Here is a 23,968-nt window from a genome sequence, read left to right on the forward strand (position 1 = left end):
AGATGGATAGGGGTTCGAAATTTGCCCTAACTTGAAAGAGTGCAGACTTCCATTTGGTTTTTAATCACAAGAGAACTTGTAGAATTTTTGAAAGGAGAAAGCAAATGAACAGTAAAATGTGTGCTACTACTAACAGAGCTAAAGACTGGGAAAGTATAGATTTTTCTCTAGCAGAAAGCTATGTTAAAAAACTACAAATGCGTATTGTGAAAGCGTGGAAAATGAGTAAATATGGAAAGGTAAAATCTTTACAACATTTACTCACAACTTCATTTTATGCAAAAGCCTTGGCTATTAAGAGGGTAACTGAAAATCAAGGCAAGAAAACAAGTGGTGTAGATGGCGAATTATGGCTAACACCACAGGCAAAGTATAAGGCGATAGAAAAGTTAAATTTAAGAGGATATAAACCTAAGCCTCTTAAAAGAGTGTATATACCAAAGAAAAACGGGAAGAAAAGACCTCTCAGCATTCCTACAATGACAGATAGAGCAATGCAAACCCTATATAAATTTGCACTTGAACCTATAGCAGAAACTACTGCTGACCCTAATTCTTATGGATTTAGGGCAAAAAGATGTACACAAGATGCTATCGAGCAGTGTTTTACATCACTTAATAAAAAGAAATCTGCAAAATGGGTACTTGAGGGAGATATAAAAGGTTGTTTTGATAATATAAGTCATGAATGGATATTAAATAATATCCCAATGAACAAGAAATTATTAAAACTCTGGCTTGAGTGTGGATATATAGAAAAACAAAAACTATTTCCAACAGAAACAGGAAGTCCCCAAGGCTCTCCAATATCACCCATTATTTCCAATATGGTATTAGATGGTTTAGAAAAAGCAATCAAAGAGAAATACCATAGAAGAACAGTAAATAAGAAAACATATTTCCCAAAGGTTAACTTTGTTAGATATGCAGATGATTTCATCGTTACAGGGGAAAGTGCAGAATTGCTTGAAAATGGTGTAAAGCCAATCATTGTAAAATTCTTGGCTGAAAGAGGTTTAGAATTATCAGAAGAAAAGACACTTATAACACACATAAATGACGGTTTTGATTTTCTTGGAATTAATATTAGGATGTATAAAGATAAGTTGCTTACAAAACCATCTGATAAGAACTTCAAGGCTATTGTTGATAAAATCAGACGAATCATAAAAGATAATCCGTCAATGAAACAAGAAATTTTGATTAGAAAATTAAATCCAATCATTATAGGTTGGGTAAACTATCAGAAATATAATGTTTCATCTAAAGCCTTTGAAAAACTTGATTATGAAATATATAAAAGCTTGTGGACCTGGTGTGTTCGTAGACACCCAAAGAAAGGTAGAAAATGGATAGCTAAGAAATACTTCCATACCATTGGAAATAGAACCTGGACTTTCAGTGTATCCACTGGTGACAGAATGGAAAATGGCGAGAAATACTATCTTCGTCTTAAATATGCTACAGACACTGATATTAAAAGATTTACCAAGATACAAGCTGAAGCAAATCCATTTGATGAAAATTGGCAAATATACTTTGAAGAAAGAGAAGAGTTAAAAATACGAAACGAACTTAAAGGACGTACAGTTATAAATAAACTGTATAAAACGCAAAATGGAATATGCCCTGTTTGTGGAGAGAAAATAACTATGGATACAGACTTTAGAGTACATCAAACAATTCAAAATAACATTACCCTTAAAACTTTAGTACACCCTTGGTGTCATAGAAAATTGCATATAAATGATGAAGAAAACACGCTGGTTCTTTAATTAGGGCTTATAAAAACTTGAGCCGTGTGAGGGGAAACTCTCATGCACGGTTCTTAGAGGGGAAGGGGATAGTAATATCCTCGACCTACTCGACCAGACCATTGAGAACAAGCAAAAGTTCATTTCTCAGATAATGACAAGTAAGACTCCTGTCAGAGTGGCGGAAGATGTGGACGAAAGCTCCCTTAACTATGCAGAAATAAAAGCACTTGCTACAGGTGATCCAAAGATAAAAGAAAAGATGGATTTAGATAATGAAGTTACAAAACTTAAAATGCTTGAAGCAAACTACAAGTCCAATCGATATAGATTAGAGGATAAGGTTGCAAAGACATATCCTGAAGAAATAGCAAGGACTGAAAAGTTAATTGAAGCAGTGAAAATAGATATTGAAAATGCCCAGCCACAGGGAAGTGGTGAAAATAAATTCACCTCTATCACGATTAATGGCGAGACAGTTCGAGATAAAAAGATAGCTGGAGAAAAGCTCTTAGAAGCGATTAAAGGTGTAAAAATTAATGAAAGTAAGGTTATAGGACAGTACCGAAATATGGACTTAGAGGTAAGCTATAATTTCTTCACCAATGAACATAATTTTACTTTAAGAGGTGCTACAAACCATTCAGGAGAACTTGGTACAAGTGCAGATGGTAATATTACAAGACTAGATAATGCTATTGATAAAATGCCAGAAAGGTTAAATCGTCTTGAAGAAAAACTCATTAGCACAAAGGAACAACTGGAAAATGCAAAAGAAGAATTAACAAAGCCTTTTGAAAAAGCAGATGAGCTAAAGACAAAAGTATTAAGACTTGCAGAATTAAACAAGCTACTTGATATGGGAGAAGTAGAAGAAAAAGAAAATCCTAATCCATTACTTGAAGATGTAAAAAGGGTTATTGTAGATTTTTGTAAAAGGGAATATGAAGATGATAGTTATACCTATGAAAATTTTAATAATCTATTTCCTGACCTTGCTCATATTGGAATCGCTTATACGACTACACCAGATGAAAAGCATGAAATTCAATATGAAATTAGCTTAGAAAACTTTACAGCTACTCAATATATCAATGGAGAACCAATCACAAAGATTGATTATCTCAAAGACCTTGGAAGTGAAGAAAAGGCATTGGAATTTCTAAAACAAGAAATGGAATATGGAGACTTTGGAGAATTTGTATCTATTGATGATAATGACCTTAAAAAAGCATTAGGTCTTGAAAGAGATGATGATGGTAATATATATGATCCACTTGCAAAAGATTTGGATAATGATGGTGTGTCAGATAGATACGATAATGACTTTAGAGACAGTGACTACTTTGAAACTACTTATGATGTAGAGGATAATATTCACACAAGGGCAGAAAGCAAAGAAAAAGTATCTGAAAAGCCGTCTATCTTAGGACAGATTAAGTCATATCAGTCGGAAGAAAAACAAACAGAAACAAGAGAAAATAAATCAAAAGAACACGATGAACGTTAAGGGACTTATTACAAGCTCCTTTTCGCTTTTGTAGAAACTATGGAGGTATATTATGAACTACAAAGAAATGAGAAATGAACTAGAACAAATGGCAAACGAAAATCATGAAAATTTTGCGAAGGCACTAATTAGCTTTGAAAAAGGAATCAATGATAAAGATGCCTTGGACAAGTTATACCAGGAATATATGGATAATGATAGTATGAGCTTACTCAATGATGAGTTTGATTATTTGATTGACGAACTCAGAGAAAATGGACAGATTAAAGATAGTGTAGCAATTGAAAAAGAAGACAATGATCTGGTGAATATTGTTGGGAATATCGTAGGTGAGGTTGAAACAATTGAAAGAGAAAATAAGAATGGAAAAGCCTTTAAAGTAGTTAATTTCTCGGTTGTATCAAAAGATGATGAGGGAAATAAGATTTACACTAATTGCTCAGCTTATGGGGATAAGGGAGATATTCCAAAGAACTTTAAGCAGGGAGACTTTGTAAAGCTTTTTGGACAGGTGAGATCATCCATTAACGATAACGGAAAGGAACATACTAATGTTAGAATACTATCGTCTAAGCTTTTAAAAGCAAAGGAACAGATGAAGAAGCAAGAAGAAAAGAAAGAATCAGTACTTGGAGCAATAAAGAAATATAAGGCTGAAGAAAAAGCAAAACCTGTAGAAAAGAAAGAATCTTCAAAGGAAACGGAGAGATAGAATATGTCGGTGTGGTCTTAGGGCTGCACCGATTATTTTTTTGCAAAACTAGTTCGAGAAAAGGGAATAAAAGTGTACTATAAGTACTAGTTTTGTGGTATAATAGAAGCGATATGATTTTAACAAGAAAATGACTGGAGGTTAGTCATGTCAAAATTCAGCTATAAAAAATTGTTTAAAAAATTGATAGATAAAGATATGAAAAATACTGAACTTATGAAAAAAGCAAAAGTGAGTAAAAGTACATTCTATAAAATTAAAAATGGTGATAATGTCACAACTGACGTGTTACTAAGAATCTGTAATGTATTGGAATGTGATATTTCAGAGATTGTAGAATGTGTTAATGATTCTTCGGAGGAAATATAAAATGAATTTAATTAGCTTGTTTTCAGGAGCGGGAGGATTAGACTTAGGCTTTGAAAAAGCAGGGTTTAATGTTGTAGCTGCTAATGAATACGATAAAACAATTTGGGAAACATATGAAAAAAATCATGATACAAAACTTATTAAGGGAGATATTTGTGGTATTCCTTCAGAGATGTTTCCTAAATGTGATGGTATTATCGGAGGTCCGCCATGCCAGTCTTGGAGTGAGGCAGGGTCATTAAAGGGGATTGATGATCCTAGAGGACAATTATTTTATCAGTACATACGCATTTTGAAAGATAAAAAGCCGAAGTTCTTCTTAGCAGAAAATGTTAAGGGCATGATGGCGAAAAGGCATAATAGTGCTGTTGAAAATATTGTTTCTCAATTTGAGGAAGCTGGTTACGATGTTTTCATTCATTTGTTAAATGCTAGTGATTATGGTGTTCCTCAGGATAGAAAAAGAGTTTTCTATGTTGGATTTAGAAAGGATTTAAACATCAAATTTGAACCACCTAAACCATACGAGTCAAAGTTGACTTTTAAAGATGCGATATTTGATTTAAAAGATTCGGCAATTCCAGCATTAGAAAAAAATAAGACAAATGGTGATAACTGTAAAGTTTTGAATCATGAATACTTTATTGGTGCCTATTCGCCAATATTTATGAGTAGAAATAGAGTTAGACAATGGGATGAACAGGCATTTACGGTCCAGGCATCTGGTAGACAGTGTCAACTACATCCGCAAGCACCAGTTATGCCTAAAGTAGAAAAAAATAAAAATATATTTGAACCTGGTAAGGAAGCACTATATAGAAGATTAACCGTGAGAGAGTGTGCAAGAATACAAGGATTCCCAGATAATTTTAAATTCTATTATACGAATTTGAACGATGCATATAAAATGATCGGTAATGCTGTTCCTGTGAACTTAGCGTATGTTATGGCTGAGTCAATTTTAGAAGCTTTGCGTAATTCTAGTTCAAATTTGAGTCTCTTAAAAACAGGCATAGATAATTAGGCGGAGGTAATCTATGAGTGAAAAAAGTAATAATCAAGGAAGGGCATATGAGTTTTCTTATTTAACTACATTGTTTGAAGAAATATCAAAAGTTCGTCCGGCAAAGATAGAAAAAAACAGTAGTTTTTATGCTGCAGAACGTGCATGGAATACTTTAACCGATTCTGAAAAAGCTATATACAAGATTAGTGCATTAGCTGGAGTAAATACTATATTTGAACTTGAACCGTTGATTTTAGATGATGGATTAGATGAGTTGGAATTGAAAATTCAATCAGATGATAAAGGTAAAGAGGGCGATGTAAGAGATGTACTGATTATTAGACGAGGTATTGAGTGGGAAATTGGTCTTAGCGTAAAACACAACCATTTTGCTGTAAAACATAGTAGATTATCTAAAAAATTAGATTTTGGAAAAAAGTGGTATGGAATAGATTGTTCTGAACAATATTGGAAAGATATTAAACCAATATTTGAATATCTTGATTCTGAAAAACAAAAGGGTTCTAAGTGGAGTGAATTACCTAACAAAGAAGACGATGTATATGTTCCTTTATTAAATGCATTTAAAGGGGAACTGGAGAGACAAAATTGCTTGTTTGGTAAAGATATTCCTAGATTGATGGTTGAGTATTTGCTTGGAGAATTTGATTTTTATAAAGTAATTGGGATTGATAATAAAAAGATAACTCAAATTCAAAGCTACAATTTGAGAGGAACGTTGAATAGACAGGGTAAAAAGCGTAAAAGAAGCGTTGAATTGCCAATATCAACACTTCCAACAAGGATTGTTAGCTTGGAATATAAACCAGACAGTAAGAATACATTGGAACTATACCTTGATGGGGGTTGGCAATTTAGTTTCAGAATTCATAATGCTTCGACTAAGGTTGAATCAAGTTTGAAGTTTGATATACAAATTATAGGTATGCCTACAACAATTATATCGATAGATTGTAGATGGAGGTAAGTGTAGTATGAAAAGTTATTTTGAACCTACTGGCAGACTTATAATGTCTATTGGTAAAGATTTAATTAAAGATCTTCCGGCTGCACTAGTGGAACTTGTGAAAAATTCATATGATGCAGATGCAAGTTATGTAAAAATCACATATATAAAAAATGAAGATAGATTAAATATTATTGTTGAAGATGATGGACATGGAATGAGTCAAGATACAGTTTTGAATACTTGGATGGTTCCATCAACAGACTATAAATTGAAAAGGAAAAATAGTCCAAAAGGAAGAGTTTATCAAGGAAGAAAAGGTATTGGTAGGTATGCAGTTTCTTTGCTTGGTAATAAACTAGAACTAATTACAACAAGAGAAGGAATGGAAACCACGGCTTGTTTTGATTGGGATGAGTTTAATTCTGAAAAAAAGTTGAGTGATATTCCAATTTTTATTACAACATCTGAAACTACAAACAATAGCGGCACTAAACTTATTATTACAAATGAATATGGAAATGACTTGGCAGATGAAATAAATGAAATTGATTCACAAAAGGTTGAAAAAGAATTATCTAAATTATTATCCAATATAAAAGATTTTAAGATAGTAGTTAGTTATGAAAATTTTTATAGTGATGATAAAAAGAATATTTGTAAGGAAATCTCGCAATTAGAATTTAATGAAGCTTGGCACTATAAATTATCAGGTAAGATACATGCTGATTTTAATTATGAATTAAAATATTCGAACTTTTATACCAAGGAAGAAAAAGAATTCAAGGGTAGTTTTATAAAGGAATTACCTAAAAATTCTGTCCCATGTGGTGGAATTAGCATTGACTATAGAGTTTATGATAAAGATCCATCGGGAATAGAAGTAATAATGAATTTTATAAATGGAAATCAAAACACGAATCTTTCTAAGACAGAAATAAAAAATATGTTAATTGACAAATCTGGCATTAGTATTTTTAGAAATGATTTTAGAATAAGACCGTATGGAGATAAGGGATTTGATTGGCTAAATTTGGATTCTAAACGTGTGCAAAACCCTAGTATGGCAATAGGTTCGGAACAGATAAACGGTAAAATAAGTATAGAGTCCGAAGAGATATCTGGACTAAAAGAAAAAAGTGCTAGAGATGGATTGTATGAAAATTCTAATTTTGCTACATTACAACGAATTGCTGATTTGAGTCTTAGCTTATTACAAAAAGAAAGATTTAAATATAGACAAAAAGCAACAAAAAAGAAACCTGAAGCAATAGATAAACTTTTTGATTTTAGCCATGTTAGTCAAAATATGGGAAAAGCTATAGATAGGGCTTATAAAAATTTAAAAAAATCTCCTGAGAATACAGATGAACATATAGAAACTTTAAACCAAGAAATAAGTAAAGAAATAAGAAATTTAGAAAAAGAAAAAGAAACCGAGTTTCTAGAAGTTAAAGAAACTATTGCAATATATCAAAAACATACTACATTGGGTAATGTTATAAGTGTTGTTTTGCATGAAGGGAGGAAGCCTCTTGCGTGGTATAGAAATAAGTTACCAGCCATGGAACGAAAACTTAATAGTTTGTTTGATAAAAAAGAAATAGCTACAACTGGGTATAATGATTTGTATAATGATGTAGGAAAGTTAAAATCCGAAGCAATAAGGATGAGTGATTTTTTTGCAAGATTAGACCCACTTGCATCTAATAAAAGAAAGAAAAGGAAGAAAATCAATGCTGAAAATGAAATACGTTCAGTAATGGATATTTTTCAAACAATTGTAGAAGAATCAAATATTAAAATAGATTATGAGATGCAGGAAAATATCACTTTGAATTTAGTAGAAGAAGACTTGTATATGGCGCTTACAAATATAATTGAAAATGCAATTTTTTGGGTGAATTACTCTAAATTTGATGAGAAAATTATCAAAATAAGTCTTTTTACTAATAATGGTGAGGCTGTTATAGAAATAGTAGATAATGGTCCTGGAATTTTGTCTGAAGATATAAAAGAAAATCTTTTGTTTCTACCGGGTTACTCAAGAAAAAATACTGTCATGGAAGAAAATGGTACTGGATTAGGACTTTCTATTGCAGGGGAAGCTATTCAGAGAAATGAAGGAACTTTAGAAGCGATTGATTCTGAAGTGGGTGGGCATTTTAGAATATGCCTTAAGAAAGCTGAGGTGTAAAATGTCTGAAACTAAATTTTTGTTAATAGATGATGAGAATGAGCAAAGCGAATTGCTTAAAAGTGCAATAGATGAAATCAATGCAGAGAGCGGTTATAACCAATTGAGTTTTCATATAGTTAATACACCAGAAGATGCGATGATTGCTTTATATTCATACTCTTTTCAAGCAATAATAATTGATTTAAAGTTATTAGCTGAAGATGATGCCGTAAATAATGATGAAGAAATCTCTGGAAATATTTTGTTGAAGCAAATTATAGAAAAAGAGATTATACCAATTGTAGTTCGCACAGGATTTCCTGAAAAAATTAGTAGTGAAATAAATAAAGATATTGTTAAGGTTTTCCCTAAAGAAGAGCCTTTGTATGATATTATTAAAGAACTTATAAATTCTTATAGTGACTCTGTTTTTAAAATTTTCGGCTCAAAAGGAGAAATAAGCAAGAATATAAAGGAGCTATTTTGGAGTATTATCCCAGAGTGTTTTTCTAACAATAATGCGGAAGTTTCGTCCTTGAGTTTTGAAAAAAAAGAAACAGTCATTATAAGGTATATATCAAGTTGGTTTAATAACAAATATATGTTCGATGAAAAGTATATAGATGCAGATCCAATAGAAATGTATATGTTTCCAAATCCAATAGAACAAGTATGTAACTGCGATGTATATGAGAAAAAGGATAATGAAATCTGTGATTATTATATTGTGTTGACGCCATCATGTGATCTTGCAAATAAAAAGATAGATGAAGTTATATTGTGTAAAATTAAGAACTATGGTGAAATACCAGATTTCATTGATACGTTAAATAGGTACAATATGGAAACTTCAAAAGAATCAAAAAAAGCAAAAAAAGCAAAAGATTCTTTAACTAAGTGGTTTAGAAATGCCCATACAGATTCGATTAGATATCATTTTTTACCTAAGTTTAGCAAATTCTCAGGTGGATTTGTAGATTTTCGTTCTGTAATTTCTCTTAAATACAATAGGGAAACAGGAAAAATTGAAGACACAAATTACAAAAAGATTGGTGTAATAACGGAGAGTTTTAAAAGAGATATTGTAGCTCGATTTAGTTCTTATTATCATAGGCAAGGGCAACCAGAGTTTAACTGTGATAGTGTTTTGAATAATTTTTAATAAGAAGATACTATACGAGGAGGTGTGGTTATGCTAAACATAGTAGATGTGTTTTCGGGAGCAGGTGGATTAACCGAAGGATTTAGGTATAAAGACTATTATAATTTTATTTGTCATATAGAAATGGACAAAGATGCTTGCTCTTCTTTAGAATTAAGAAATATATATTACTATTTAAAAAAAGAAAATAACCTATCTCCATATTTTGAATATATTCAAGGTAAAATCTCGAGAGATGATTTGTACTCGATTATACCAAGAGATCTAACTAAAGATATATTGAATAAGGAAATCAGTAAAGATACTATACCTTCGATTTTTGAATTTATTGACCAAAGATTAGGCAATAATAAGTTAGATGGTATTATTGGCGGACCACCATGTCAGGCATATTCTACAATCGGTAGGGCCAATAACAAGTCGAAAAAATCTACTGATAAAAGAATTTATCTATATAAACATTATTTAGATTTTCTGGATAAATATAAACCAAAGTTCTTTGTTTTTGAAAATGTTAAAGGGTTGCTTTCTTTTAAGGATTTATCAGGAGAATTACTCTTGCCAAAAATAATTTGCGAATTTGATAAGTGCGGATATGAGGTAGATTATCAAATAGTAGATGCAAGTAATTATGGTATAGTACAAAAAAGAGAACGTTTAATACTTGTCGGACATCGAAAAGATTTAGTGTTCGATAACTCATTTTTTGACTGTTTGGCTGAATATGTTGAGGTTGCCCCAACTATAAAAGAATTGTTTGAGGACTTGCCAAGTATAAAGTCTGGGGGAAGTTCTCATAAGTATCGTTGTGATGTTTCGAGTCAGTTCGTTGAAAAATATATTCGTAAAAAAGATGGTATTTTAACACAACATACTGCGAGACCTCATAATGAAAATGATTTGAAAATATATAAATTGGTACTAAAAGCTAAGAAAAAAGGTAAGAATTTAAGATATATCGATATACCTGAAGAACTACAAACGCATTCTAATACAACATCTTTTTTAGATAGATATAAAGCTTTGGATTATGGCTCTGTTAGTCATACAGTTGTTGCTCATATTGCGAAAGATGGACATTACTATATTCATCCAGATTTAAGACAGAATCGTTCAATTACAGTAAGAGAAGCAGCTAGAATACAAGGGTTTCCAGATGATTTTTATTTTGAACATTCACGAACAGCTGCATTTAAACAGATAGGCAATGCCGTTCCACCAATTTTATCTAAAAAAATTGCAATGGCTATTATAGATTTTTTGAGAGGACAAAAAGGAGAGTGAATTACCTTTCCATCTCCTTACTCATATATTTCTCATAATTTTTTCTGATTTGATACAGTTCTTTCATATCAGATTTTGCAGAAGAATACTCTTGCATTAGGGTATTCTTTTTTTCATGCAATGAATCAAGCTCTTTCAAAATATCCTTGGAGTTTGGAAGTTTTGAGTAAGATTTTTTTAGGTCTGAAAGGGCATTTTCATAGAGTGTTATTTCTGATTTATGTTCTTCAAAAAAAGCCGTATCAAATGGATCTTTCTTATATTCCAGATAGATTTGACGATACAATTTTACGGTATGAACTTGTTCCATAATATTTGATAGAGTTGAAATTTTGTTATCAACAACTTTGATTTGATCCTGTAAATCTTGTCTTTTTAATGCACTCTCTTTAATGTATTCATCAAGCTGGGAGATAGACTTAAATCCTTTTTCACGCATCAAAAGTACAGTGTCGGCTGCAGTTTTTAAATTATGTTTTGTAGCCCAATACTCATAGCCTTTGCTTGATTTTATCTTTTCATTATTTGAAATATCTATAATATTGCCTACACGTTTTTTAACAGTATAGGTTCTTTGATTAGTATTATCTAAGATACGCTCTTTTAATCTATCTTCAGTATAATCTTCTCCGATAGTCTTAGCTCTTATAAATCTTTCTTTGTCCTTGTGCTTAAACGCAATATGCTTTCCATACTTGATTTCATAATCAAGGGTAGCCATTCTATTTAGAAAATCATCCCAATCATTGGATTGTTTAATGGATCTATCTATATCAAATTGAAGTCTACTTTTCCAAGAAGTACCTTCTTTAAATTGGTTATTTTCATACCATGACTTACCATTAGTTTTATATTTTTTTCTATAAGTTACGTAGAACTTATCAATAACAGATAGGTTGTTTTCTTTGCATAGTTTATCACTTTGATACCTAATTTGATGATAGCTTCTCTTGTTGGATTGATAGCACTTGCCTGTAACCATATTTACATTATTGAAGATGATATGGTTATGGATATGACCTTTATCTATATGGGTAGTAAGTACGAACTCGTACTGATCCTTAAGTATTCTCTTACAAAGTTCCATTCCGATTTGATGTGCTATTTCTGGAGTAGCTTCACCAGGCATAAATGATTGAATGAGGTGTCTTGCAAGTACTGTTCCATTAACTTTATTATCTTCTCTAGTCTTCATAAAAGCAGTATGGGCAGTAGAAGCAAAGCACTTATTTGTGCTCACCAATATTTTTTCATCTGTCTTTTCTTCATTTGTTATATAAGCAATAGCAAGATTAAGAGTAGATTTAATTGGATGTATCTTTGTAATTGCCATTTATATGTCATCTCCTTTATTGGTAGTTTTATTGAGCAGTAGGGAATGTATTTGCCATATTTCTTTTGATAGATGTTCAATTTGGGACTGCATATCTTTGATGTCATCGCTATAAATAACACCAGTCGAATTAACTCGTTTAGCAATTTGGTTTACACTACTTGCATACCTAAAAAGCAGTCCTTGTATTTCTCTAAATGGATGTAAATCGACAACATAAATATCTGATTCAGATACTACTTTTCTTAGAAAATGGTTCATAGTCTTACACTTTGCCATCTTCATTTTCTTTTCAAAAAGTGCTTTTTCTTCTTCTGTTAAGTTTATTTTCAGTTGAACATTTCTAATTCTATTTGTCATGTTTGTCACTTCCTTTCAAAAAAGTTGGGGTCTTAGGGTACTCCCTAACAAGCTAAAATTGATAAAAAAAGAAGCAACTCCACGAGGGGCTGCTTCATCGATTTTTCGTAAGTGGGTACACACTTACTGTGCTTGCTACATAAGAATGATTTGTCAAACAAGCGTTAAGCGAGATATGAGTTTGTGTCTTAATTATACCAAGTATAGAAGTTAATGTCAGCGTTTTATCTAAAACTCATTTATAACATGACAAAAAATGTCATATTTATGGTATAATAGTAACTACTAGGAGTGGTTAAATAATGAAAAACAATAGATTGTTTAAAATTTTGTATTATGTACTGGAAAAAGGAAAAGTAACGGCAAATGAACTTGCGGAAAAATATGAAGTGTCAATAAGGACAATTTATAGAGATATTGATGTCCTTAGCAGTGCCGGAATTCCCATCTATGCCACCCAAGGGAAAGGTGGTGGAATAGAAATAGCGGATGATTTTGTGTTGAAAAAATCATTTCTTTCTGAGAACGAGCAAGAACAAATTTTGATTGCCTTAAAAGGTTTGGAACTGACAAATAAAGAGTACGAAAATGAACTTTTAACAAAATTAACTGCTTTATTTAAAACTAAAAATACCAACTGGATAGAAGTCGATTTTACAAATTGGCAACGAAGCAAATCCTATGATGAATTATTTAAAGATATAAAATCAGCAATCATCAATAAAAATATTGTTAGTTTTACATATTTTTCCAGCAATAAAAAAGAAACTAGCAGAGAAGTAAAGCCAATCAGACTCCTTTTTAAAGGATGGGATTGGTATGTGTATGCATTTTGTTTGTCCAGAAATGATTTTAGATATTTTAAGCTGTCACGCATAAAAGAATTTGAAATTTTATCAAATACCTTTGAAGATGATTTTGATAATATCGTCTTAAAAAAAGAAATGGAGTATGAGGAAACTGTATTTGTTAAAGTAAAATTTGATAGAAAAATGGCTTTTAGAGTATATGATGAAGTATCCAGTGCTATTGAAGAAGATGAAGATGGAAATTTATATGCTACAGTAGAACTTCCCAATAATTACAATTTATATAACTATATATTCTCTTATGGAGATACGGCAGAGGTGTTAGAACCGAAAGAAATTCGAGATAAAATAAAAAACATAATAAACTTTATGGATAAAAAATATAAATATGACATATGATGTCAAGTTAACTTTTGTATAATATATTTATCAGTACAAAGGAGAATTTTGCTATGAAATATGAATGGAAAAAAGAGGAAAAATATTTATATGGAGCGAAGCAAAAAGCGGAAATAATAGATGTTCCTAATCAGAAGTTCATTATGATAAATGGAGAAGGCAACTCCAATTTAACTGATTTTTCAGATAGAGTTTCGGCATTGTTTACATTAGCATATGGTATAAAAATGTTATTTAAAAAGACGAATATAGATGAAAATAATTCTTCTTACAAAGACTTTGCTGTATTTCCACTCGAAGGCATCTGGAGAAAAAACTCTGGAGAACAATTTGATAAAAATAAATTGAAATATGTAATTATGATTAAACAGCCAGATTTTATTACAAGAGATATTTTTGATTTAGCTATTAAGAATGTTAGAGAGAAAAAACCGAATAAATTATATGATGAAATCATTTTTGATAATGTAGAAGTTGGCAAAGCAGTACAGATTTTACATATTGGAAGTTTTGACACAGAACCATATTCATTTGAAAAACTAGAAAGTTTTATGGAAAAACATGGTCTTTTAAGAAAATTTGATTATCATACAGAAATCTATTTGAGCAACAAGAATAGAACATCAGAAGAAAACTTAAAAACCATATTGAGATATAGCGTAAAGTAGGAGGAAATATTATGCCAAGACCAAGAACAAAAGAAGATTTAATGATTGCAGCGAAAGAAAACTATGATAAGTTGAACGTGTTAATTGCTAAGCTGTCTGACGAAGAATTAAATACACCTTTTGACTTTTCAAGTGATGAAAAAAAGAAAGAGGCTCATTGGAAAAGAGATAAAAATCTAAGAGATATTTTGATCCATTTATATGAATGGCACCAGCTTCTTTTGAATTGGGTAGATACAAATTTAAAGGGAGTGGCAAAACCTTTTATTCCAGCTCCATATAATTGGAAAACTTATGGAGATATGAATGTGGAGTTTTGGAGAAAACATCAAAACACTTCTCTTGAAGATGCAAAAGAAATGTTTCATAAATCCCATAAAGATATTTTAGAATTAGCTGAAAGATTTACAAATAAAGAACTGTTTTCAAAAGATGTCTATAAGTGGGTAGGAGGAAGTGTACTCGGTTCGTACTTTGTAAGCACTACTTCAAGCCACTATGATTGGGCGATGAAGAAATTAAAAGCACATCAAAAAAATTGTAAGAAAAAATAAGCAGATATGGAGATGATAGAATGCATTTTATGAAGGTAAAAGGAATATTATCTTCAAAAAATGGAATGAATTTATTCAGAGGTTGTACACATGGTTGTATTTATTGTGACTCAAGGAGTAAATGCTATCAGATAAACCATAGATTTGAAGATGTAGAAGTTAAAGAAAATGCCCTACAACTTTTAGAAGATTCTTTAAGAAGAAAACGCAAAAAATGTATGATTGGATTAGGTTCTATGACAGATCCATACATTAAAGAAGAGCTTAGATTAAATTATACAAGGCAGGCACTTGAGGTAGTGAACAAATATGGATTCGGCATAACGCTTATAACAAAATCATCAAATGTGTTAAGGGATTTAGATTTATTGAAAGAAATAAACGCCAAGACTAAGTGTGTTGTTCAAATGACACTTACTACTTATGATGAAAAGCTATGTAAATTGCTTGAACCAAATGTTTCTACAACAAAGGAAAGATTTGAAACCTTACTTGCTTTAAGAGATGAAGGGATACCTACAATTGTATGGTTAAGTCCAATTTTACCTTTTATCAATGACACTGAAGAGAATCTAATGGGCATTTTAAATTATTGCAAGGAAGCAGAAGTAAAGGGGATAATTTGCTTTGGTATAGGTCTCACTTTAAGAGAAGGGAATAGAGAGTATTTCTATTGTGCATTAGATGAAAAATTCCCCAAGGTTAAAGATAAATATATTAAAACATTTGGAAATAGCTATATTGCTAACAGCAAGAATAATTCTAAATTAATGAAGATCTTTCATGACTTTTGCGAAAAAGAGAAAATAATGCATGACAATGATATTATTTTTGGCTACTTGAAAGAATTTGAAGAAAGAGAGATAAGTAGACAACTTAGTATATTTGATTTTTAGAAAATAGAAATAATACAAAAGGTTAAGGAGGACTTTTAAAGATGGTGTCACAAAGAACTAAATACGATACATATCTTAATATAAGCCCTTTTTTATATTTTCAATTTAGTAAATCATAAGGATTACCATGTAAATAATTTAATATTTTTCATCCATTATGGAGGATTCGGTATGCATAAATGCCGAAGTCCTCCTTTTTTGTTTTAAACAAGAAAACAAAGAAATGGAGGAAAATAAAAATGCGAAAAAATTATTTCTTGTTTGTGAATGGAAAAAAAGTGGAGGTTAGTGAAGAGATTTATAAAGTCTACTGGCAAGAAAAAAATCATGAAAAATATTTGAAGCAGGTGGATAGAAAAAATCACCTGCTTTTTTTCTCGTCTTTTGATCATGATGGACATTTTGAGGATAGTATAGTTGATGAGGGTTTTGATGTAGATAAGATCGTTCAGACACAGATGATGATTGAGGCAGTGCGAGATGCACTGTCAAAATTGAATGATGAAGAAAGAGAAATCATTGATAGACTTTATTTCAATGATGAGACTATTCGTTCGGTAGCTGAAACGAAAAAAATATCTCATCCAGCTCTCATAAAGAGAAGAAATAAGATATTGGACAAGTTAAGAGAATTGCTGAAAGACTTTAGGTAGTAATGAGAAGAAGCGGACAAAGAAAATTTTGTCTGCTTCTTTTTAAATATTGAAAAAAATAACTGCAATTGGTATAATAAATCATCTAATTCGTGTTATAAAATAACAAAAAATAGCGAGGAAGACAATGATAAGAAATAATATTGAAGTTGATGTGAAAATAAAATGTATTGAAAAAGGTTTAACGCAAGCTCAACTGGGTGAAAAAATAGGAACAACTGGGCAATACATCAATAGAATAATAAAAAAACAAAATAATATTATTAACAAGACTTTTGTATCCATGATGGAAGCTCTCGGATATGATATAGAATTAAATTATGTTAAAAGAGGTAGTAAGTAGGAGGTGTATTATGGAATATACAGATGATGAGCATAAGATTCTTTCAATTATGAAAAGGACAGATTTTAAAAATATTTCAAAAAGTGATGTTATAAGCTTTGCTTCTAAAATCGGAGAATTGCGTCCAGAAGTGGCAAAAGAAGTATTAGCACAATTTCCAGAATTTGTGAATTTAATGAAATCTGTACTATCAGAGTATAGAGGGGTACTAAATACAATTATTGAATCAGATGATGGAAGTTTAAAAGAATATTATTCTGTTGCAAATAAAGAAATGGATTCTGCTATGGAAAGCAGGGAATTATTTTATGATTTGGTTAAAAGGGTACAGTCTGATTGTTGTAAACTCTTAGACAATCCGAATCTTGAGCCAGAGATAATTACGGAAATTTTAAATAGAGAAGTTGAACTAGTTAAAATGGCAAATGAAAATGATGCTGAAATACGAAATCAGGAAAAAGAGATCGAAGATAGAGTAAATAAGAAAGATACAGAAAAAAGAGACTTTAACTGGAAACTTATAGGAACAATTAGTACAGCACTTATAGTAGTTGCGGGAGTAAGTGCGGGTGTGCTTGGAGGAAAATTTGACTTTAAATTGCCTAAAAAGATTTAATGGAGAATAATAAATATGAAGTTTAAAAATTATCTATTTGATTTATATCCTTATTTTCCCAAAGGTTTTTCATTATATAATAGAAAGGATCCTGATGTATGTAGTAAGGCGTTATACGATGATTTATGTGAGATGTTTTTTGATGATGATTCAAAAGAAAAACTTAAAATAACATCTGCATGTAATAAATGCCAAAACTTTGGAAATGGAGATTTTTATACTTTATTTATTGATAAGGATAAGTATTTATTATCAAGTGACTATATAGGAGCTTCTATTTATTGGGCAAAAAAGGCAGGATTAAACGACAGAATAATTTTAGATCATTTGAGTATTTCAAGAACAATAGGTGGACACATTCTTTTCCCTAGAGGTGGAAAATTAGTAACTGTTAATCAGGCTAGAGGTGGAGAACCTAAAATTAGGAATGGAATTTATAAAGGATATTATGATCGTTTTGATTTAACACTATATGCTATAAAAGAATGGTTTGTGGGAAATAATAATTCAAAAATAGATTATGCTATAGAGAATTACCATGAATGGTTTGAACTATTTTTTGATGATGATAATTGTAAAAATGGATTTGAGAACTTTAACGAGTTTTTCAAGTTAGAAGGATTTATATATGAGCAAAATAAAATTATAGATTTAATTAAATCAGATTTAGAGAACAATCAGGTTGTCTTTTTAGATAAAGAAGATATTTTGATTGCTAGCACAGAAGAAGAATATATAAGATATATGAAAAATCTTAATATCATTATTCTAGAAAGAACTAAAAAAATATTATTATAAAGATTTCAGCACCAGTTAAATAAAATGTGCGTTTTCTTTATCAAAAAAATTAATAAAATAGGTTACCAAGAGGGATAAATTTTCACTATTAAAGTGTAGGGGGAATTTATCCTTTTTGCTTTTGAGGTGGAAGAGAAATCTATTCCGTTATTAAGTAAAGAATCCTACATAGCAGAAAGCTAATTGATCTTTGACAACTGAATAGACCAAGGTGGGACGTTATCCATTTGTGGAGAATTATGACCTACGCCAAGACTTTTCTGCTAAGAAATTGGTTTAAATGAATACTGGTAAGTGCCAAGGATAAAAGAAAAAGAGCGATAAATAGGAATACATAAAGGATAGGTGTGGCAATCTATCTCTGTGATACGAATGGTGATAATGATACTTCAATAGTTTACGCCGGCTCGTCTTAATAAGGGGCGGTGGTGAGATTCCAATGTAGCAGCCAATGCACCTACCAATGTCATAAAACTTATTATAAAAATAGTGAGGTTAAGACTATGAATAAGAAAAAAGAAGTTAAGAAAGATAAGGATAAGAAGCAAATAGCCGATGATTATTCTAAGAAAATAACCTACTCTACGAGCGAAAGTGAAAAGCTTGATTTACTTGATATTGTTGAGATGTATCTATGTAAATCTTGTGTCAGAATTTGAGGGGCTGACAAAGAGAAATAGGGTGCGGTAAAATATAGGTGGTAGAAGTAATCTTCCGAAATGACTATTTGCCAAAATATCATTTTAGGAGGATTGTTATGAGAAATACTGCGTGTATGTATCTTCGTCTTTCAAGAGAAGATGGAGACAGCAATGAAAGTAACTCTATTTCAAATCAAAGACAAATAATCAAATCTTACGCTAAAGAAAAGAACATAGATCTATCTTATGAATATGTAGATGATGGATATAGTGGTTCTAATTTTGAGCGTCCAAATTTCAAGAATATGATTGATGACCTGAATAAAGGAAAGTTTTCTATCATTATGGTAAAAGACTTATCTCGTTTTGGCAGAGATTATATTGAGTCTGGGAAGTATCTGCAAAAGATATTTCCTGAAAAAGGTATTCGCTTCATATCTGTAAATGATAACTATGATAGTGATAATGCAGATGTTAGTGATACACATTTAATACTTCCAATTAGAAATTTTATCAATGACAGTTATTGTCGAGATATTTCTATGAAAGTGAAATCATCAAAAAAGGTGAAAAGGAAGAATGGCGAGTTTATTGGATCATTTGCTCCTTTTGGATATAAGAAAGATGATAAGAACAAACATCAGCTTGTAGTTGATACAGAAGTAGCTCATATCATTGAGCGAATATTTAATATGAAAATAGAGGGTTATTCCTCAAAGGCTATTGCCGACTTTCTAAACAGTATTGGAACAGTTACACCATCAAAGCACAAAGAAAATAATGGTGATAACTTCAATACTGGTTTTGTTGTGAAAAAAGCAAAGTGGGATGCTAAGATGGTAAACCGTATTATTTCAAATAAGGTTTATATTGGTGTCCTGGAACAAGGAAAAACCACAAAGTTAAATTATAAATCAAAGCATGAAGTCGATGTTTCCAAAGAAGACTGGATAGCAATAGAAAATGCTCATGAAAGCATAGTATCAAAATCCATCTTTACACTTGCAAACAAAATGCTACTTCGTGATGTGAAACAGTCTAAAGATAAGCCACAAATCCTATCTGGAATGCTTTATTGCAAAGATTGTGGAAGTCCTATGATTAGGAGAAAAGTAAGAGACAAGATTTTCTACATTTGCTCTGAATATAACAATGCTGGAGAGTGTTCAAGACATAGTGTAAAAGAAGACTATGTTACTCATGCAACTATTCATGCATTAAATGAATATCTATCTAAGTACAATGAGCTGCTTAAAAAAGTTAGCGAAATAGATGTTTCAAAATTTACTGTGAAAGTTGATTTTGAGTCTTTAAATGCAGAAAAAAGAAAATATGAAAGACTTAGACAATCTCTTTATATGGATTTAGAAGAAGAGCTTATAACGACTGAGGAATTTGAACGATTTAGAAAAAATTATCTTATCAAGATTAGAGAAATTGAGAAACAAATTATTACAAAGCAAAATATCGTAGATGAACTGAAAATGAAGATAAACGATAAAGGTAGTTTCGTTTCTGAGATAGTTCCTAATCTTGGAAGTGATGAACTGAATCGATTGTCTTTAGTGTCTTTTATAGATCGTATTGAGATTGGAGAGGATAATGCAATTAACTTTGTATTCAACAATATTGAAACAGTGAATCTGCTTCAAGCGATTGTGGATAGTGATAAGGTTGAAGCTAAGAACACACATAAGGCAAGATTAATATCAATGGACAAGTTATTTGGTGAGCATTTAGAAAGAGCTGAACCTAAGCTTGCAGTTGGAGGTGTTTGTTAATGGCAAGGACTTCCAAAAGATATATAAGAAAAAACGAAGAACAAGTACAAAAGGTATTTTATAAAGCGGGAGTATATACAAGATTATCCAGTGAAAGAAAAGAAGAATGGCGTGAGAAATCATCGTCTATCGAAACACAGGTGCTTTGTTGCAAAGAGTATGCTTTAAAGGAAAATATCAAAGTCGTAAATATCTACACAGACTATGAATATAGTGGAACAAACTTTGAAAGACCACAGTTTCAGGAGATGATGCAAGATATTCGTGAAAGAAGAATTAATTGTATTATTATAAGAGACTTATCAAGACTTGGAAGAGAATATCTTGAGATGGGAAGACTTATAGACAAGGTATTTCCATTCTTAGGAGTAAGGTTTATTTCTGTTAATGATAAGGTTGATACCGTTAAGGATTTAGATTCTAAGAAGTCATTTGAAGTAACTCTTAAGAATATCGTCAACGATATGTATGCTAAAGACATTTCGGTAAAAATAAAAACAAGTAAGCACAATAGGGCAAGAAATGGATATTTTATTGGTTCTGTTCCGCCCTATGGATATAAGGTAATGAAATTAAAAGAGGGACAGAAGTTAGAAGTTGATGAAAATGTTAGGTTTATTGTTGAAGAAATGTTCCGACTAACACTTGAGGGGAAAAGCCAGTATGAGGTCGCAAAGCACTTTAATACAAAGGGCTATGCGACAGGAATCGTCTATTACAAAACAGGTAGAATTTATAGACAAGATGGAGATCCACAGTGGAATAAAGCTACAATTTCTAAAATGCTTACTAATAGAGCATATACAGGAACTTTAGTACAAGGTGTTAAGCAACAAAATCTTGCAAAAGGAATGAAGCAACAATATGTGGATGAAAGTCAGCATATTATTTATGAGGATGCTCATGAACCTATTATCTCAAAAGAAGACTTTGAAAAAGTGCTGCAAGGGCGAGCAAATAGATTAAAGAACAATGCTTTTGGTGCAGAGATGCATAACTTTGAAAGAGATTATGAGAATAGATATAAGGGCTTGATTTTTAATAATGCAACAGGTAAGGAACTTTATCGAAGAACCAGAATTTACGGGACAAACCATGATAGGCTTTATTACTCTTTTCAAAACGATACTTGCACAGGCAAGATAGATAACGAAGTAAGAGTATTTATTATGGAAAGAGAGCTTGATAAGGCAATGTCTGAAAAGGTAGCAGAGTTTATTACTAAGGCTACAAGCAAGGCAAAGCTAATAGAAAGAGTGTCTGCTAGGTTTTTTGAAAGTATAGATAAGCTAAACGAAGATATTTCAAAGCTTAAAATTAAGACGGAGAAGGAAGAATTCCTAATTCAAAAAGCTTATGAAGAATATAGCTTAGGCAAGATTGATAGGGAAGTATATAGCCTTAAAAGAGAGATTGCTCTTAGCCATATTGCAACAATCAATAATGAAGTTATTGCTATTGAAAAGGTTGTAAAAGACCTTGAAAGGGATAAGAAAACATCTATTAAGTGGATTAAGGACGTATTTTCGGCAAAAAAGGTTGAAAAATTACCATCTGATTTAATTCATAGCTTAGTGGAAAAGATAATTGTCTATGGCAATCATAACTTTGAAATAATCTTTAAATTTAATATGGATAGTTTGATGGGAGGTGTTAATATTGAGTAAAATTGCACTTTACATTAGATTATCTGTAGAAGATCAGATGAAGAAAGATGAGAGCGAAAGTATCATCAATCAAAGGTATTTCCTGAATGATTTTCTTGATAGAAATGATGAATTTAAAAGTTTCCAAAGAGAAGAATACATTGATGATGGATATACAGGCACAAATGAGAAAAGACCATCTTTTCAAAGAATGCTAGAAGAAGTTAAGAATGGTAAAATCAATGCCATAATTGTAAAAGACTTATCGAGATTTATGAGGGATTATATTTCGCTCGGTGATTATCTGGAGAATATATTTCCTTTTCTTGGTATTAGATTTATTGCGATTAATGATGGCTATGATAGTGATAAGGAAAAAGGAAATGGAACAGACCTTGATATCCAGTTTAAAGGTTTGTTATATGACTTTTATACAAAAGATATTTCACAGAAAGTAAAGACAGTTACTACTGAACTTAAGAAGCAAGGAAAGTTTCTTGCTTGGAGTCCACCATTTGGTTATATGAAAGATCCGGATGATAAGCACAACATCATTATCGATGAAAAGACAGCTTGGATTGTGAGGAAGGTATATGACTTAGCACTTACAGGACTTGCATCAAGAAAGATTGCAGCAGTTATGAATGAAGAGAATATACCAACACCAAACGAGCGTAAAAAAGAACTTACCAATATGGATTACGAATATAACATAGTATCATCAGATACAAGAGATGCACCAACATGGACAAATGGTACAGTGGTAGATATTTTATCCAATGAAAATTACACAGGCACTTATGTCTTCAATATGCAAGAAAAATCGGTATTGACTCCTGGTAGTTTTAAATTTAATCCCAAAGAGGAATGGGGTAGAGTTTATGAACATCATGAAGCTATTATCTCAAGAGAAGAGTTTGAAAAGGTTCAAGCTATCAAAGAAAATAATAGTTTCTTAAAAGGGAAAAATACTGACTATCCATGGAGAAAGCATTCTCCATTACAAGGATTTGCAAGATGTCCTACTTGTAACCATATTCTGGGACTTACTCAATCAAAATTTAAGCGACCAGATGGAAGTATGAGAATACATAAGTATTTTCATTGTAGGATCTGCAAGTGCAATAATGTAGAACATAAAAACTCAAGAGTAGATAAGTTAGAGAATCAGGTGCTTGCACTTATTAAAGAGAAATATGGTGAAGCAGAAGTGAAGCCTAAAGAAAAAATAAGTATTAAAGATATAGAGAAGAAGATGGAAAAGCTTCAGGCGAAAAAAATGTCTGATTTTGAAAAATATAAGCTTGGTAAAATGACGAAAGTTAAGTTTGTAGAAAGAAAAAGCCAGATAGATAAGGAAATCGAGAAACTTGAAGAAAAGATAAAACTATCTTCTAATGAAACAGAAGTAGTAACAGATAATGAACTTACACGGGAACTTATGGAAAAGTATGTTGAGTCAGTTATCTGTGAAGGTAGTATAGTTCAAAAAATCATATGGAAATAGACACAAGAGGGAGTGAGAAAT

Annotated in this window: 22 protein-coding genes and 1 pseudogene; 21 read left to right on the forward strand and 2 right to left on the reverse strand. The window is 31.3% G+C overall.

All coding sequences use genetic code 11. From position 1 onward, the window contains the following. The first annotated feature begins 104 nt into the window (after positions 1–104). The 9 genes and pseudogenes from ltrA (at position 105) to FGQ53_RS00435 (ending at position 10,943) form a co-directional block, all read left to right on the forward strand. Positions 105–1,775 carry a group II intron reverse transcriptase/maturase gene (ltrA, locus tag FGQ53_RS00395; RefSeq protein ID WP_138335105.1) on the forward strand — a complete coding sequence of 557 codons (1,671 nt, stop codon included), beginning with the start codon at positions 105–107 and terminating at the stop codon, positions 1,773–1,775. Between the two features lie 94 nt (positions 1,776–1,869). Continuing rightward, a pseudogene (locus FGQ53_RS00400) lies at positions 1,870–3,264 on the forward strand (DNA helicase); the annotation flags it as partial. Positions 3,265–3,316: 52 nt separating this feature from the next. Then, the gene (locus FGQ53_RS00405) at positions 3,317–3,976 is read left to right on the forward strand and encodes a DNA-binding protein (protein WP_138335107.1); all 660 of its coding nucleotides are present in this window, start codon (positions 3,317–3,319) and stop codon (positions 3,974–3,976) included. Positions 3,977–4,123: 147 nt separating this feature from the next. Beyond that, positions 4,124–4,345, forward strand: coding sequence for a helix-turn-helix domain-containing protein (locus FGQ53_RS00410; protein WP_000033212.1), 222 nt, complete (start codon positions 4,124–4,126; stop codon positions 4,343–4,345). A gap of 1 nt (position 4,346) precedes the next feature. After that, positions 4,347–5,369, forward strand: coding sequence for a DNA cytosine methyltransferase (locus tag FGQ53_RS00415; RefSeq protein WP_037582674.1), 1,023 nt, complete (start codon positions 4,347–4,349; stop codon positions 5,367–5,369). 13 nt (positions 5,370–5,382) lie between these two features. After that, entirely contained in the window at positions 5,383–6,339 is a 957-nt protein-coding gene (locus FGQ53_RS00420) for a HaeIII family restriction endonuclease (RefSeq protein ID WP_138335108.1), read from the forward strand. A gap of 7 nt (positions 6,340–6,346) precedes the next feature. Then, a complete protein-coding gene (locus tag FGQ53_RS00425; RefSeq protein WP_138335109.1) occupies positions 6,347–8,515 on the forward strand; it encodes a sensor histidine kinase in 2,169 nt (722 codons plus the stop codon). Between the two features lies 1 nt (position 8,516). Beyond that, the gene (locus FGQ53_RS00430) at positions 8,517–9,659 is read left to right on the forward strand and encodes a hypothetical protein (RefSeq protein WP_003029150.1); all 1,143 of its coding nucleotides are present in this window, start codon (positions 8,517–8,519) and stop codon (positions 9,657–9,659) included. Between the two features lie 30 nt (positions 9,660–9,689). Then, positions 9,690–10,943: a DNA cytosine methyltransferase gene (locus FGQ53_RS00435; RefSeq protein ID WP_000932323.1), complete on the forward strand. Its 1,254-nt coding sequence runs from the start codon at positions 9,690–9,692 to the stop codon at positions 10,941–10,943. A gap of 1 nt (position 10,944) precedes the next feature. Here FGQ53_RS00435 and FGQ53_RS00440 read toward each other — a convergent pair whose 3' ends face one another. Then, the gene (locus FGQ53_RS00440; RefSeq protein ID WP_138335110.1) at positions 10,945–12,276 is read right to left on the reverse strand and encodes a relaxase/mobilization nuclease domain-containing protein; all 1,332 of its coding nucleotides are present in this window, start codon (positions 12,274–12,276) and stop codon (positions 10,945–10,947) included. Continuing rightward, a complete protein-coding gene (locus FGQ53_RS00445) occupies positions 12,277–12,636 on the reverse strand; it encodes a plasmid mobilization protein (protein WP_138335111.1) in 360 nt (119 codons plus the stop codon). It abuts the gene before it with no gap. 302 nt (positions 12,637–12,938) lie between these two features. Here FGQ53_RS00445 and FGQ53_RS00450 point away from each other — a divergent pair, with 302 nt between their 5' ends. The 12 genes from FGQ53_RS00450 to FGQ53_RS00505 all read left to right on the forward strand — a co-directional run bounded on the left by FGQ53_RS00450 (position 12,939) and on the right by FGQ53_RS00505 (position 23,947). Beyond that, a complete protein-coding gene (locus FGQ53_RS00450; RefSeq protein WP_138335112.1) occupies positions 12,939–13,844 on the forward strand; it encodes a helix-turn-helix transcriptional regulator in 906 nt (301 codons plus the stop codon). A gap of 53 nt (positions 13,845–13,897) precedes the next feature. Next, complete coding sequence (locus tag FGQ53_RS00455) at positions 13,898–14,512, forward strand: GyrI-like domain-containing protein (RefSeq protein WP_138335113.1); 615 nt, start codon at positions 13,898–13,900, stop codon at positions 14,510–14,512. An 11-nt stretch (positions 14,513–14,523) separates the two neighbouring features. Next, entirely contained in the window at positions 14,524–15,066 is a 543-nt protein-coding gene (locus FGQ53_RS00460; RefSeq protein ID WP_138335114.1) for a ClbS/DfsB family four-helix bundle protein, read from the forward strand. 20 nt (positions 15,067–15,086) lie between these two features. Beyond that, a complete protein-coding gene (locus FGQ53_RS00465) occupies positions 15,087–15,962 on the forward strand; it encodes an SPL family radical SAM protein (RefSeq protein WP_000545649.1) in 876 nt (291 codons plus the stop codon). A 239-nt stretch (positions 15,963–16,201) separates the two neighbouring features. Continuing rightward, a complete protein-coding gene (locus FGQ53_RS00470) occupies positions 16,202–16,615 on the forward strand; it encodes an RNA polymerase sigma factor (protein ID WP_010707052.1) in 414 nt (137 codons plus the stop codon). Between the two features lie 127 nt (positions 16,616–16,742). Then, positions 16,743–16,958, forward strand: coding sequence for a helix-turn-helix domain-containing protein (locus tag FGQ53_RS00475; RefSeq protein ID WP_138335115.1), 216 nt, complete (start codon positions 16,743–16,745; stop codon positions 16,956–16,958). A 10-nt stretch (positions 16,959–16,968) separates the two neighbouring features. Further along, a complete protein-coding gene (locus FGQ53_RS00480; RefSeq protein ID WP_138335116.1) occupies positions 16,969–17,574 on the forward strand; it encodes a hypothetical protein in 606 nt (201 codons plus the stop codon). 15 nt (positions 17,575–17,589) lie between these two features. Further along, on the forward strand, positions 17,590–18,372 hold the full coding sequence (locus FGQ53_RS00485; protein ID WP_138335117.1) for a DUF6994 family protein: 783 nt from the start codon (positions 17,590–17,592) through the stop codon (positions 18,370–18,372). Between the two features lie 503 nt (positions 18,373–18,875). Next, positions 18,876–19,031 (forward strand): hypothetical protein, encoded by a 156-nt coding sequence (locus FGQ53_RS00490; RefSeq protein ID WP_001035198.1) that lies wholly within the window; start codon positions 18,876–18,878, stop codon positions 19,029–19,031. A gap of 98 nt (positions 19,032–19,129) precedes the next feature. Further along, positions 19,130–20,794 carry a recombinase family protein gene (locus tag FGQ53_RS00495; RefSeq protein WP_138335118.1) on the forward strand — a complete coding sequence of 555 codons (1,665 nt, stop codon included), beginning with the start codon at positions 19,130–19,132 and terminating at the stop codon, positions 20,792–20,794. Next, positions 20,794–22,461 carry a recombinase family protein gene (locus FGQ53_RS00500; protein ID WP_138335119.1) on the forward strand — a complete coding sequence of 556 codons (1,668 nt, stop codon included), beginning with the start codon at positions 20,794–20,796 and terminating at the stop codon, positions 22,459–22,461. Before FGQ53_RS00495 ends, FGQ53_RS00500 begins: the two co-directional genes overlap by 1 nt. Next, complete coding sequence (locus FGQ53_RS00505; protein WP_138335120.1) at positions 22,454–23,947, forward strand: recombinase family protein; 1,494 nt, start codon at positions 22,454–22,456, stop codon at positions 23,945–23,947. The genes FGQ53_RS00500 and FGQ53_RS00505 overlap by 8 nt, the downstream gene beginning before the upstream one ends. The last annotated feature ends 21 nt before the right edge of the window (positions 23,948–23,968 follow it).

Origin of the sequence: Streptococcus mitis (assembly GCF_005844455.1) — a bacterium.
GTDB lineage: Bacteria > Bacillota > Bacilli > Lactobacillales > Streptococcaceae > Streptococcus > Streptococcus mitis_BF.